Below are 12,548 nucleotides of genomic sequence, written 5' to 3'. Positions count from 1 at the left end.
CCTATGTTGTTCTTCAAGATCCTAAATCGATACTTTGGCGTCCACACTATATGGTATTGACACCGCCAAAATACGTGGGAAGCTTGATTGTATCTACTCATGTTATTTGTCCTCTTTGACTTCTGGAAAAATCAAAGATGCAATTAGCATGAGTAGTTTTACAGGCAAAGCCGAAACGGATGATAACCACCTACTGAAGTAGGTGGTTTAGGGCTGAAAACAAAAGCCCCGCACAGGCAGGGCTTTGACTATTTGGAAAGTGCTTAAAACTCTTCTTCCTGCTCCGGCATTTCACCGGCGCCAGCCTGAGGCTCTTCCGCCAACGCTGGCGTCAGCAGCATCTCACGCAACTTCGCATCGATGGCTTTAGCCGCCTCGGTGTTCTCTCTCAGGAACTTGCACGCGTTTGCTTTACCCTGGCCGATTTTCTCGCCATTGTAGCTGTACCATGCACCAGCTTTTTCCACCAGTTTGTGTTTCACACCCAGATCAACCAGTTCACCTTCACGGTTGAAACCCTGACCGTACAGAATCTGTGTTTCGGCTTGTTTGAATGGTGCCGCGATCTTGTTCTTCACCACTTTGATGCGGGTTTCGTTACCAACCACTTCATCGCCTTCTTTGATGGAGCCGGTACGACGGATATCCAGACGCACAGAGGCGTAGAATTTCAGCGCGTTACCACCGGTAGTTGTTTCCGGGTTACCAAACATCACACCAATCTTCATTCGGATCTGGTTGATGAAAATACACATACAGTTCGACTGTTTCAGGTTACCCGTCAACTTACGCATTGCCTGAGACAGCATACGTGCTTGCAGACCCATGTGACTGTCGCCCATCTCACCTTCGATTTCCGCTTTTGGTGTCAGTGCGGCAACCGAGTCCACCACCATCACGTCAATCGCACCAGAACGTGCCAATGCGTCACAGATTTCCAGTGCCTGTTCACCCGTGTCCGGCTGAGACACCAGCAGCGCATCAATGTCTACGCCCAGCTTCTTAGCGTAAATCGGATCCAGTGCGTGCTCGGCATCGATAAAAGCACACGTTTTTCCTTCACGTTGCGCAGCGGCGATCAGTTCCAGAGTCAGCGTGGTTTTACCAGACGACTCAGGACCGTAAACTTCAACGATACGGCCCATTGGCAGACCACCCGCACCCAGAGCGATGTCCAGAGAAAGTGAACCGGTCGAGATGGTTTCAACATCCATCGTACGGTTGTCACCCAGGCGCATGATTGAGCCTTTACCGAATTGTTTTTCAATCTGACCTAACGCGGCGGCCAGCGCTTTCTGTTTGTTCTCGTCCATCACTTTCTCCGTTGTGCACACCCAGACGGTGGCGAACTGAATCTGGTTGAACTCACATTGGTGAGTTGAATTGTTGTTTATTATACTGTTGATTCATACAGTGTCCATAGCTGTATGAAAAAAAGTTGTGCGGCTGCGCGTGCTCCGTGGCCAAAGCCAGCGGATCGCTCTTTCGCAGCGTTAGTCTTCAAGATGCTGGCAGATCACGTTCAGCGCATGTGTCACCGCTTTGGCGCGCACCGTGGCACGATCGCCTGCAAAATGACAAGTTTCAATCTGCAACCAGCCCGGCTGATCGGCAAAACCAAAACAGACCGTTCCTACAGGTTTGTCCTCACTGCCGCCATCAGGACCCGCAATACCACTGATCGCCACCCCGATGGTGGCATGAGAATGCTGGAGCGCCCCCAGCACCATTTCTTTGACCACAGGCTCACTGACGGCGCCATGCTGCGCCAGTGTTGCCTCACTGACCCCCAGCATTTCCATTTTTGCCGCGTTGCTGTAGGTGACAAACGCGCGATCAAACCATTGTGAGCTACCCGCAACATCGGTCACAGCGCTGGCAACCCCTCCTCCCGTGCAGGATTCAGCCGTGGTCATCACGTGCTGATTATCGCGCAGCAATGCGCCCAATTTCTGACTGAGTGAGATGTGTAATTCCATGACTGAAAAACCTCTTTGTGCCTTTTCGCCCGATTAGGATTCACGTATCCTAAGCCGCTATGAAAATAAACAAAAGACGTAACCCGTGAAAGCTGATCAAAAACACACTCCAATGATGCAGCAATACCTCAAGCTCAAAGCTGAGAATCCGGAGATATTGCTGTTTTACCGCATGGGAGATTTCTACGAGCTTTTTTATGACGACGCCAAGCGCGCTTCACAGCTGCTGGATATCTCTCTGACCAAACGTGGCGCTTCCGCCGGTGAACCCATCCCGATGGCTGGCGTGCCTTTTCACGCCGTGGAAGGGTATCTGGCCAAACTGGTGCAACTGGGCGAGTCGGTGGCCATCTGTGAACAAATCGGCGATCCGGCGACCAGTAAAGGCCCGGTAGAGCGCAAAGTGGTCAGAATTGTCACTCCGGGCACCGTCACCGACGAAGCGCTGCTGTCTGAGCGCGTCGATAACCTGATTGCGGCGATCTACTATCACGATGGCCAGTTCGGTTATGCCACGCTGGATATTACCTCAGGTCGCTTCCAGTTGAGCGAGCCGCAGAGCGAAGAAGCCATGCAGGCAGAATTGCAGCGTACCTCACCTCGTGAACTGCTGTTCCCGGAAGACTTTGAACCGGTTCACCTGATGTCGAACCGCAACGGCAACCGTCGTCGTCCGGTGTGGGAGTTTGAACTCGATACCGCCAAGCAACAACTCAACCAGCAGTTTGGCACCCGGGATCTGATTGGTTTTGGTGTGGAGCACGCCAAACTCGGCCTGTGTGCGGCTGGGTGCCTGATCCAATACGTCAAAGACACACAACGCACAGCACTGCCACACATCCGCTCTCTGACGTTTGATCGTCAGGATCATTCGGTCATTCTGGATGCCGCTACCCGGCGCAATCTGGAAATCACGCAAAACCTGTCCGGTGGCACGGACAACACCTTAGCCGATGTGCTGGATCGCACGGCGACGCCAATGGGCAGCCGCATGCTCAAGCGCTGGCTGCATCAGCCGATGCGCTGCATTGATACGCTTAATCAGCGTCTGGATGCGATCGGAGAACTGCGGGATCAGGCGCTGTTTGCGGATCTGCACCCGGTTCTGAAACAGATCGGCGATATCGAGCGTATTCTTGCCCGATTGGCCCTGCGCAGTGCCCGTCCCCGCGACATGGCCCGGTTGCGAAATGCCATGCAGCAGTTGCCGGAACTGAGCGGACTGCTCGAGAGCGTCCGCCATCCCTATCTGGGTAAACTGGCCCAGTTCACCGCTCCGATGAACGAAGTGTGCGGTCTGCTGGAACGCGCAATCAAAGAGAATCCACCGGTGGTGATTCGTGATGGTGGCGTGATTGCCGAAGGCTACAATGCAGAGCTGGACGAGTGGCGTAATCTGGCGGACGGTGCCACCGAGTTCCTCGACCAGATGGAGGCGGAAGAGCGCGAACGCCATGGCATCGACAGCCTCAAAGTCGGCTACAACAACGTGCATGGTTTCTTTATTCAGGTCAGCCGTGGCCAAAGTCATCTGGTGCCGCCGCATTACGTTCGCCGTCAGACACTGAAAAACGCCGAACGTTACATTATTCCGGAGCTCAAAGAACACGAAGACAAAGTGCTGAACTCCAAATCCAAGGCGCTGTCGCTGGAAAAACAGCTGTGGGAAGAGCTGTTTGACTTGCTGATGCCCCATCTTGAGCAGATGCAGAGCTTAGCCTCGGCTCTGTCTCAGTTGGATGTCCTGCAAAACCTGGCCGAACGTGCTGACTCGCTCGACTACTGCCGCCCGAGCCTGACGCAGGCAGCGGGCATCCATATTCAGGCTGGTCGTCACCCCGTGGTGGAACAGGTGATGGACGAACCGTTTATCGCCAACCCGATCGAACTGCATCCACAGCGCAAGATGCTGATCATTACCGGTCCGAACATGGGCGGTAAGTCGACGTACATGCGCCAGACAGCCTTGATCGCTCTGATGGCACACATCGGTTCCTATGTGCCAGCGGAAGCGGCGCAAATCGGTTCCATTGATCGTATCTTCACCCGTATTGGCGCCTCGGACGATCTGGCTTCCGGACGCTCTACTTTCATGGTCGAGATGACGGAAACGGCCAATATCCTGCACAACGCGACACAGAACAGCCTGGTCTTGATGGATGAAATTGGTCGTGGTACCAGTACTTACGACGGTCTGTCACTGGCCTGGGCCAGCGCGGAGTGGCTGGCGACACAAATCGGTGCTATGACCCTGTTTGCCACGCACTACTTCGAACTGACCGAATTACCGGCGCAACTGCCGCATCTGGCGAATGTACATTTAGACGCGGTCGAACATGGTGACAGCATTGCCTTCATGCACGCGGTGCAGGAAGGGGCCGCCAGTAAATCGTACGGTCTGGCGGTGGCCGGTCTGGCGGGTGTACCGAAAAGCGTGATCAAAAATGCGCGTACTAAGCTGCATCAGTTAGAGCAACTCAGCCACCTCAGTGACACGCCGGCGAAAGGCAATGGCGTTGATATCGCCAATCAACTCAGTTTGATCCCGGAGCCAAGCGAAGTGGAAGAAGCTCTGGCGAACATAGATCCCGACGATCTTACGCCTCGTCAGGCACTGGAAGAGTTGTACCGACTGAAAAAACTGCTCTAAAACGGCACAAAAAAGGGCGATGGTTCACCATCGCCCTTTTCCTATGTCGCCCGTTACTCGTCTTCAACGCTGAACAGGTTTTCCATATTCAGCCCCTGCTTGACCAGGATTTCGCGTAAACGACGTAACCCTTCAACCTGAATCTGACGCACGCGCTCGCGAGTCAGGTTAATTTCACGACCGACTTCTTCCAGCGTCGACGGTTCATACCCCAACAACCCAAAGCGGCGAGCCAGCACCTCTTTTTGTTTCGGGTTCAGTTCATCCAGCCAGTCAATCAACGAGGTTTTGATGTCGTCATCCTGAGTCGACAGCTCCGGATCGGAATTATTCACGTCCGGAATAATATCCAGCAGTGCTTTCTCACCGTCACCGCCAATCGGCGTATCGACAGAGCTGACGCGTTCGTTGAGACGCAGCATTTTGCTAACGTCATCGACCGGCTTGTCCAGCTGAGTGGCAATTTCTTCTGCGGTGGGCTCGTGATCCAGTTTCTGCGACAGTTCACGCGCAGTACGCAGATAGATATTGAGTTCTTTGACCACGTGGATCGGCAGACGTATGGTGCGCGTCTGGTTCATCAGGGCCCGTTCAATGGTCTGACGAATCCACCAAGTCGCATATGTTGAAAAACGGAAGCCGCGTTCCGGGTCGAATTTTTCGACCGCGCGGATAAGCCCCAGATTCCCCTCTTCGATCAGATCCAGTAGCGCCAGGCCACGGTTGCTGTAACGACGGGAAATTTTCACCACCAAGCGCAAGTTACTTTCAATCATACGTCGGCGGGCTGCTTCATCGCCTCGTAGCGCCCGACGTGCATACAGCACTTCTTCTTCGGCAGTCAGGAGCGGCGAAAAGCCGATTTCACTGAGGTAGAGTTGTGTGGCGTCCAAGCTTTTGCTGGTAACCTCAAACTCTTCTTTGGTGTCATCAGTGGATGAATTGTTACTAGAATTGTTTTCGGCGCTCTCTTCTACCTCAAGCATTTCCATCGCTTCGGTATCCGAATCTGCATCGAATTCTTGGAGTTTTGTTGCTGTGTTGCTGATACTCATAGTGCCTCCCCCTGGCGAGCTAGCAAGACATTACCGCTTTTAATGTCGCTTCATTACTCAGTACAAGTAAATCTACGGTAAGTAGCGCTTTGGATTCACCGACTTACCCTGGTAGCGAATTTCAAAGTGCAAGCGCACACTGTTGGTACCCGAACTTCCCATGGTCGCAATCTTTTGGCCTGCTTTCACACTCTGTCCTTCGTGTACAAGCAACCGATCATTATGGGCATACGCACTCAGATAGTTGTCATTATGTTTTATAATCACCAGATTACCGTAACCCCGGAGCGCATTACCTGAATAAACTACGGTGCCTGCTGCAGTCGATGTGATGGATTGACCACGCTGCCCTGCGATGTCTATCCCTCGGTTGCCCTGATCTCCTGCAGAAAAGTTCTTAATCACTCTCCCTTTTGTTGGCCATAACCATTTGGTTACTTTGTCGTTTTTTGGTGTCGAACTGCTGACAGTTTTGTTAACATTTTGTTTACTTGTACTGCCAACATACTCCTTTGGTTTGGATTGTTCAACCTTCTTTTCTGGTTCTTTTTTGACCTGTTTTTGGTTATTTTTTGAACCCGCAGACGTAACCTTTTGATTCGAGTTTTTACTCGAATTGGTCACAACCGGTTTGGTGGCGGCTGTGCTGCCAGCGCTAGTAGCCGCGGCTGAAGCCACGACAGCCGTAGCGGCTGCAACACTGGTGGTTTCTTTCGCTGCCCCAGCGCCGGTTCCGCCGTAGGCCGGTGGCACGTAAGTCGGACGCCAAAGCTTGAGTTTCTGTCCAGGGTGAATGGTATAAGGCGCATCCAAGTTATTGTAACGAATCAGATCATTTACATCTTTGCCTGTGATGTAGGCGATGAAATACAGCGTATCGCCACGTTCAACCTGGTAGTAGCTGCCACGGTAACTACCTCGCTCCACAGAGTTGTAGTCGCGTTTCAATCCAGACACTGGCGCAGGGGAATGCGCAGCACATCCAATCAATGTGCTGCTAAGGCCAAACATCAGTATCGATTTAGACCACATACTCATGGGTTACGCGAGATCACCTGCTATCAGGGGTACGAAACGCACCATTTCAATTACTTCCGATGTAAACTCATCGCCATGGCGAGTGACTTTCATCAGGGCTTGTTCTTCAGTGCCGACCGGGATCACCAGCACACCACCGTCATTAAGTTGCGCCATCAAGGCTTGCGGCAGGGTTTCTGCCGCGGCCGTTACGATGATCGCATCAAACGGCGCTTTCGCGGCCCAGCCCTGCCAGCCATCGGCGTGCTTGGTCGAGACATTGTAAATATCGAGCTGTTTCAGGCGCCGCTTCGCATCCCATTGCAGGGCTTTAATCCGTTCGACGGAATACACATGCTCCACCAGTTGCGCCAACACGGCGGTCTGATAACCGCTGCCAGTCCCGATTTCCAGAACTTTACTGGTGCGCTTAAGCGCAAGCATTTCCGTCATTTTGGCCACGATATAAGGTTGAGAAATGGTTTGTCCGTGGCCAATCGGCAGTGCGTTATTGTCATAGGCCTGATGCAACATTGCCTGCGAGACAAAGTTCTCGCGTGGCAAGGTATAGATCGCATTCAGTACCTGCGGATCCTGGATGCCACTGGCGACAAGGCGTTCCACTAATTTGTCGGCATGTGGGTTGGTCATGATCATCGGTCCTTCAGCCAGTTATCCACACTCTGCAAAGACTCATGCGCGGTCAAATCGACCTGCAACGGAGTAACCGATACCCAGCCTTGTTCAGTGGCATGGAAGTCCGTCCCTTCGCCGGCATCCTGCTCTTTGCCCGGCGGACCAAGCCAGTAGATGTCATGACCGCGAGGGTCAAGTTGTTTAATCATGTTTTCCGCATGATGACGCGCACCCAGACGCGTTATTTTTACCCCTTTCAGGGCCGCACTGGCAAGATCCGGAACGTTAACATTGAGTAAACGATTGGTCGGAATCGGTTTTTCAATGTGTTGTTCCACCAGTTGACGGGCAACCCGGGCTGCGGTGGTAAAATGGTGTTTACCGACCAGCGAGAACGCAATCGCCTGCACTCCGAGAAAGTGTCCTTCCATCGCCGCCGCCACGGTTCCCGAATAGAGCACATCGTCACCAAGATTGGCGCCATGATTGATGCCGCTCAACACCAGATCTGGCAGATCATCTTTCATCAACTCATTGAGTGCAAAGTGGACACAGTCGGTCGGCGTTCCCTGCACTGAATACGTCCTTTCAGCGATTTGGGTGACACGTAGCGGCTGCTCAAGCGTCAGTGAGTTCGAGGCGCCACTGCGGTTACGATCCGGCGCGACAATGGTAATTTCCGCCAGATCACGCAACTCCTGTGCTAAGGCATGTATCCCTTCCGCATACACACCATCATCATTACTGATTAAAATTTTTAGTGGTCTTTCCATGACTTAGTACACACGCTCTACCGGAATTTCTTCCACTAACTCTCGTACAATCGCCGTTGCGAAGCAACCCGCGTCCAAAGAGAAGTGCAGGGTTATATTGTTGCCGTCGACCTGCCAGCTGAGGTCCTGCGCTTTTAGCGCCACTGGTCGACGCTCATGACGCATCCGGTTACCCCGAATCAACGCCATCAGATCCGGCTCAGCGTCCAGTTGTGGTTGTTCAAGAGCCAGTGCCTGCGCCTGCGTCGGCAGCGCATTATCGCCCGCCATCGCCGCGCTGATTTGTACTTCACCGCGCTCAAGCTGAAGATTGAACGCCGCCACCTGGTCGGCCTCCACCAGCGTCGATCCCTCGCCTGTCAGCGCAATGTCGCCTTCCACAACTCGATCGAACGCTCCCTGCTCAATCCGCGCAGACACGATATGGTTGAAGATCCACGAACGGGCCGCCGACAGATACAGGCTGCGCTTGTTCTGGTTACGGGTACGAACGTTCTCACGCCCCCAGCGACGGGCTTCATTGACGTTGTTCCCCTGGTTACCAAACCGCTGACTGCCGAAATAGTTCGGTACGCCAGTCTCAGCAATTGCAGACAAACGTTGCAAAACATCTTCTGTATCAGAGACTTCAGACAAAGTCAGCGTAAAATGATTCCCTTTGAGATCGCCGGGGCGCAATTTTTTGTGATGACGTGTCACCGCCAGAATTTCAATGCTTGGGTATTGCTTCAGAAAGGCATCGAAATCCGGTGCGTCGCCACCAGGCAGATGGACACTCAGCCATTGCTCTGTCACAGCATGACGGTCTTTCAGACCCGCCCAACTGACATCTTTCGATTTCACGCCGCACGCTTTTGCCAGTTCATTGGCCACAAAGCTGGTGTTTTCACCGGTTTTGCGAATCCGCACCATCAAGTGTTCGCCCTGACCAGACAACTCATAACCCAGATCTTCCCGGACCTGAAAATGCTGTGGTTGTGCTTTCAGTTTGGCTTTGGCTTTTGGCACACCATTCAGGTAGGCCAGAGGGGATAACATATCGGACATATTCAGTTTCTACTCATCCGCCATCACGCTTTCATCAGCAACACCACCGCTTCGGTAGCAATGCCTTCTTTACGCCCGGTAAAACCGAGACGTTCCGTCGTGGTGGCCTTTACATTAATATTGCCTGGGTCAGTGCCCAGATCCGCCGCGATGGTGGTCTGCATGGCTTCGATGTGTGGCGCCATCTTCGGAGCCTGGGCGATAATGGTAATGTCGGCATTTCCCAGCACATAACCCTGCGCTTGCACCCGGCGATAGACATCTTTCAGCAGTTCACGACTGTCTGCGCCTTTCCATTTGTCGTCGGTGTCCGGGAAATGGCGGCCGATATCTCCGGCGGCAATCGCACCCAGCAGCGCATCACACAATGCGTGCAGCGCGACGTCACCATCGGAATGAGCAATCAACCCTTGCTCGTACGGGACCGCCACACCACCAATAATCACCGGGCCCGGTCCACCAAATTTATGGACGTCAAAACCGTGACCAATTCGAATCATAACCCTTCCTTACTTACTGAATTTCAATCGCGGCGCAAGTAAAACTCGGCCAGCGCAAGATCTTCGGGCTGGGTAATTTTGATGTTGTCAGCCCGCCCTTTCACCAACGCAGGCTTATAACCCAGCCATTCGAGCGCCGACGCTTCGTCGGTGATCGTCACACCTTGAGCCAGTGCTTTAGCCAGTGCGTCGGTTAATTGCTCAGTATTAAACATTTGTGGCGTCAAAGCGTGCCAAAGCGCCTGCCGTTCCACGGTGTGGTCAATGTTGCATGCCGCGTCCGCGCGTTTCATCGTGTCGCGTACCGGGCTCGCCAGAATGCCGCCCACTTCATGCTGCGCCACCGCGGCTATCAAAGCGTCGAGGTCTGCGTGTGTAATGCACGGCCTGGCCGCATCATGCACCATTACCCATTCAGATAACACGTGGGCCTGAATGTATTTCAGTGCAGACAACACCGAGTCGGCACGCTCACCTCCACCGGAGACCCGCACCACGTCAGGATGCGCTGCAATCGCCAGTGCCGGAAAATACGGGTCGCCATCGGTTACGGCCACCACCACCTTTGAGATTTTAGGATGACTCAGCAGTTTGTGTACGGTGTGTTCCAACACTGTGTGACCGGCAATCGGCAAATACTGTTTTGGCCTATCGGCCTGCATACGGCTGCCGACCCCGGCTGCGGGGACCACGGCGATCACAGAGGCGATGTCTGACATGCTATTTGGTCTCCTCCCCGACGATGCGGTAGAAGGTTTCCCCCTCTTTGATCATTCCCAGCTCGTGGCGGGCACGCTCTTCAATCGCGTCCAGCCCCTGGCGCAAGTCATCGATCTCAGCAAACATTTCAGTATTGCGTGAGTGGAGGCTTTGGTTCACCTGTTCCTGAACTTCGATTTCAGCATTCACGGCTTTAAAGTCAGAAATGCCGTTTTTACCGAGCCACAATTCATATTGCAGCCAGCCGAGCAGCACGATGAGGGTAAGAGCAAAAATTCGCATATCACCTGACATTAACGAGGAAAAGAAAGACTACTTTATACCACAACGCCCGGAGTCAGGCGAGGCGGCACTCAGTAGTCTTTTCACTAATCGTGTCAAGATGTTAACAGGACAGGGTTAACCCATCATCAGAAAGGCGAACAACCCGGCACCCAGCAGAAGGCGATAAATGACAAACGGCATCATTCCCATACGGGCAATCAACTTGAGGAAAAAGTGGATGCACAGGTAAGCACTGATGAACGAGGTCACAATCCCCGTCAGCATGAAGCCAAGGTGAACAGGCGCGCCACTGGTGACCAGATTCATTCCCAGGTAGCCCCCCGCCAGCATGATGATCGGAATGGACATCAAAAAGGAAAAACGGGCCGCCGCTTCACGGGTAAAGCCCAGATACAACGCCGCAGTAATGGTCGCGCCCGAGCGGGAAGTCCCGGGAATGATCGCCAGCGCCTGAGCCAGACCAACAAACAGCGCCGATTTCCAGGTAGCCTGATACTCATCATCGCTTTGCGTCGCGTGTTTGTCGACGTACCACAGCAGTATGCCAAACACGATGGTCGTGGTGGCGATCACCCAAGCACTGCGCAGGTAAGTTTCCACCACATCCTTCATCAGCAGGCCAAAAATACACGCCGGAATGGTCGCCAGTACAATCAACCACGCCAGTTTCGCTTCTTTGCTGCGATCGCCCCGGAAAATGGAAGCGAAGAAAGCGCTTAATAAACTGATGACTTCCTTACGGAAATAGATCACCACCGCCGCCAGCGTACCGACATGGACCGCCACATCAAACGCCAGGCCCTGATCGGCCCAGCCCAGAATCGCCGAAGGCAAAATCAGGTGCGCCGAACTGGAAATTGGCAAAAACTCAGTCAGGCCCTGGATCAGCGCCAGCATAAAGGCTTCATAATAACTCATGAGATACTCAAAAAAGGTCAGGATTGAACCACAGCTCAATCTGGGTTAACGATTGAAAAGAAGGCATTGTCTGCCACAACGCCGCGATGGTGCGGCCATCTCCCGGCACGACCCGTTGCGGACACAACTCATACAGCGGTTGCAGTACAAAAGGGTATTTGTAAATGTCGCTGCGGGGAATTTCCGGTTGCGTGTCCGACACCATCTCACCGAATAAGATGATGTCCAGATCGAGCGTCCGGTCTTCCAGTTTACCGGCGTCGGGCCGGCGTCCCCACTTTAGCTCTATGTTACGCAGCGCCTGTGAAAATTGCGTGAAAGTCAGCTCCGTTTTTAGCTCGATCACCAGATTATAAAATGGGTGGCTGTCGAATCCGAGTGCATCACACTCATACACCTGAGACAAACGCAGTTGCTGGCCAAGTTGCGATAACTCACGTACCGCCGCTTCGACGTGTTTGCGTCGTTCAAGGTTGGTACCGACACCGATGTAACTGGTGATCACATCTGGCCCCGCTCAATGACGACACCCACACCTTTAGCCTGAGGTACGGCGCCAGGTTTGGTCAGACGAATGCGGACGCCCGCGACAGCAAAACGGGTCATGATCAGTGCCGCCACTTCTTCCGCGACACGTTCCACCAGCAGGAAACGACCATTTTCAATATGCGACAGAACTGCCTGACTGACCTGAGCATAATCCAGAGCATCCGCCACATCATCGCTGTGACCCGCCGGGCGGTTGTCGTGTGCCATTTCGATATCCAGCACCAGCTTCTGCTTAATTTCCTGCTCCCAGTCGTATACACCGATCGTGGTGATCACTTCTAACTGCTCAATAAACACTTTATCCATGGTGATAGCCATTTCCTTCAGAGGTCGGATACCCAAACTAAAACAAAACACATATCATTAAAAACTCAGCTTCTGCTCACACATCCGCCAACGGGTTCGGTAGTTTGAGTCAA

At 53.2% G+C, this 12,548-nt stretch carries 15 protein-coding genes; 1 reads left to right on the top strand and 14 read right to left on the bottom strand.

Annotated features, from left to right (window positions below; all coding sequences use genetic code 11):
* The 3 genes from CAG65_RS12335 to pncC all read right to left on the bottom strand — a co-directional run.
* The coding region (locus CAG65_RS12335; RefSeq protein WP_337247558.1) for a transposase at positions 1–101 on the bottom strand (101 nt) is incomplete at its 3' end.
* A 162-nt stretch (positions 102–263) separates the two neighbouring features.
* Entirely contained in the window at positions 264–1,313 is a 1,050-nt protein-coding gene (gene recA / locus CAG65_RS12330) for a recombinase RecA (RefSeq protein ID WP_021707505.1), read from the bottom strand.
* Positions 1,314–1,493: 180 nt separating this feature from the next.
* Positions 1,494–1,979, bottom strand: coding sequence for a nicotinamide-nucleotide amidase (gene pncC / locus CAG65_RS12325; RefSeq protein WP_161453820.1), 486 nt, complete (start codon positions 1,977–1,979; stop codon positions 1,494–1,496).
* A gap of 85 nt (positions 1,980–2,064) precedes the next feature.
* Between pncC and mutS the strand changes: the two genes are divergently transcribed.
* Positions 2,065–4,629, top strand: coding sequence for a DNA mismatch repair protein MutS (gene mutS, locus CAG65_RS12320; protein WP_161453819.1), 2,565 nt, complete (start codon positions 2,065–2,067; stop codon positions 4,627–4,629).
* 53 nt (positions 4,630–4,682) lie between these two features.
* Here mutS and rpoS read toward each other — a convergent pair whose 3' ends face one another.
* The 11 genes from rpoS to folB form a co-directional block, all read right to left on the bottom strand.
* The gene (rpoS, locus tag CAG65_RS12315) at positions 4,683–5,684 is read right to left on the bottom strand and encodes an RNA polymerase sigma factor RpoS (RefSeq protein ID WP_021707362.1); all 1,002 of its coding nucleotides are present in this window, start codon (positions 5,682–5,684) and stop codon (positions 4,683–4,685) included.
* Between the two features lie 72 nt (positions 5,685–5,756).
* Complete coding sequence (nlpD, locus tag CAG65_RS12310; protein WP_161453818.1) at positions 5,757–6,722, bottom strand: murein hydrolase activator NlpD; 966 nt, start codon at positions 6,720–6,722, stop codon at positions 5,757–5,759.
* A gap of 3 nt (positions 6,723–6,725) precedes the next feature.
* Positions 6,726–7,352 (bottom strand): protein-L-isoaspartate(D-aspartate) O-methyltransferase, encoded by a 627-nt coding sequence (locus tag CAG65_RS12305; RefSeq protein ID WP_040903252.1) that lies wholly within the window; start codon positions 7,350–7,352, stop codon positions 6,726–6,728.
* Between the two features lie 2 nt (positions 7,353–7,354).
* Positions 7,355–8,110, bottom strand: a complete 756-nt coding sequence (gene surE, locus CAG65_RS12300) for a 5'/3'-nucleotidase SurE (RefSeq protein ID WP_161453817.1) — start codon at positions 8,108–8,110, stop codon at positions 7,355–7,357.
* A gap of 3 nt (positions 8,111–8,113) precedes the next feature.
* The gene (gene truD / locus CAG65_RS12295; RefSeq protein WP_161453816.1) at positions 8,114–9,157 is read right to left on the bottom strand and encodes a tRNA pseudouridine(13) synthase TruD; all 1,044 of its coding nucleotides are present in this window, start codon (positions 9,155–9,157) and stop codon (positions 8,114–8,116) included.
* A 23-nt stretch (positions 9,158–9,180) separates the two neighbouring features.
* Positions 9,181–9,657: a 2-C-methyl-D-erythritol 2,4-cyclodiphosphate synthase gene (gene ispF / locus CAG65_RS12290; protein WP_021707357.1), complete on the bottom strand. Its 477-nt coding sequence runs from the start codon at positions 9,655–9,657 to the stop codon at positions 9,181–9,183.
* A gap of 23 nt (positions 9,658–9,680) precedes the next feature.
* Complete coding sequence (ispD, locus tag CAG65_RS12285; RefSeq protein WP_161453815.1) at positions 9,681–10,376, bottom strand: 2-C-methyl-D-erythritol 4-phosphate cytidylyltransferase; 696 nt, start codon at positions 10,374–10,376, stop codon at positions 9,681–9,683.
* 1 nt (position 10,377) lies between these two features.
* Positions 10,378–10,659, bottom strand: a complete 282-nt coding sequence (ftsB, locus tag CAG65_RS12280; protein WP_040903273.1) for a cell division protein FtsB — start codon at positions 10,657–10,659, stop codon at positions 10,378–10,380.
* A gap of 117 nt (positions 10,660–10,776) precedes the next feature.
* Positions 10,777–11,580 carry an undecaprenyl-diphosphate phosphatase gene (locus tag CAG65_RS12275; protein ID WP_161453814.1) on the bottom strand — a complete coding sequence of 268 codons (804 nt, stop codon included), beginning with the start codon at positions 11,578–11,580 and terminating at the stop codon, positions 10,777–10,779.
* Between the two features lie 7 nt (positions 11,581–11,587).
* Complete coding sequence (gene folK, locus CAG65_RS12270) at positions 11,588–12,085, bottom strand: 2-amino-4-hydroxy-6-hydroxymethyldihydropteridine diphosphokinase (protein WP_161453813.1); 498 nt, start codon at positions 12,083–12,085, stop codon at positions 11,588–11,590.
* Positions 12,082–12,435, bottom strand: a complete 354-nt coding sequence (gene folB / locus CAG65_RS12265; RefSeq protein ID WP_161453822.1) for a dihydroneopterin aldolase — start codon at positions 12,433–12,435, stop codon at positions 12,082–12,084. The genes folK and folB overlap by 4 nt, the downstream gene beginning before the upstream one ends.
* Positions 12,436–12,548 lie beyond the last annotated feature (113 nt).

The sequence above is a fragment of the Vibrio sp. V39_P1S14PM300 genome, assembly GCF_009904765.1.
Lineage (GTDB): Bacteria > Pseudomonadota > Gammaproteobacteria > Enterobacterales > Vibrionaceae > Vibrio > Vibrio proteolyticus.
The sequence above is the reverse complement of the archived record's forward strand: the minus strand, read 5'-3'. Positions and strand labels throughout refer to the sequence as shown.

Excerpts from the sequence above, each read along its gene's own strand:
- recA (WP_021707505.1), bottom strand. The coding sequence starts at position 1,313 with ATGGACGAGAACAAACAGAAAGCGCTGGCCGCCGCGTTAGGTCAGATT.
- pncC (WP_161453820.1), bottom strand. The coding sequence starts at position 1,979 with ATGGAATTACACATCTCACTCAGTCAGAAATTGGGCGCATTGCTGCGC.
- rpoS (WP_021707362.1), bottom strand. The coding sequence starts at position 5,684 with ATGAGTATCAGCAACACAGCAACAAAACTCCAAGAATTCGATGCAGAT.
- nlpD (WP_161453818.1), bottom strand. The coding sequence starts at position 6,722 with ATGAGTATGTGGTCTAAATCGATACTGATGTTTGGCCTTAGCAGCACA.
- CAG65_RS12305 (WP_040903252.1), bottom strand. The coding sequence starts at position 7,352 with ATGACCAACCCACATGCCGACAAATTAGTGGAACGCCTTGTCGCCAGT.
- surE (WP_161453817.1), bottom strand. The coding sequence starts at position 8,110 with ATGGAAAGACCACTAAAAATTTTAATCAGTAATGATGATGGTGTGTAT.
- truD (WP_161453816.1), bottom strand. The coding sequence starts at position 9,157 with ATGTCCGATATGTTATCCCCTCTGGCCTACCTGAATGGTGTGCCAAAA.
- ispF (WP_021707357.1), bottom strand. The coding sequence starts at position 9,657 with ATGATTCGAATTGGTCACGGTTTTGACGTCCATAAATTTGGTGGACCG.
- ispD (WP_161453815.1), bottom strand. The coding sequence starts at position 10,376 with ATGTCAGACATCGCCTCTGTGATCGCCGTGGTCCCCGCAGCCGGGGTC.
- ftsB (WP_040903273.1), bottom strand. The coding sequence starts at position 10,659 with ATGCGAATTTTTGCTCTTACCCTCATCGTGCTGCTCGGCTGGCTGCAA.
- CAG65_RS12275 (WP_161453814.1), bottom strand. The coding sequence starts at position 11,580 with ATGAGTTATTATGAAGCCTTTATGCTGGCGCTGATCCAGGGCCTGACT.
- folB (WP_161453822.1), bottom strand. The coding sequence starts at position 12,435 with ATGGATAAAGTGTTTATTGAGCAGTTAGAAGTGATCACCACGATCGGT.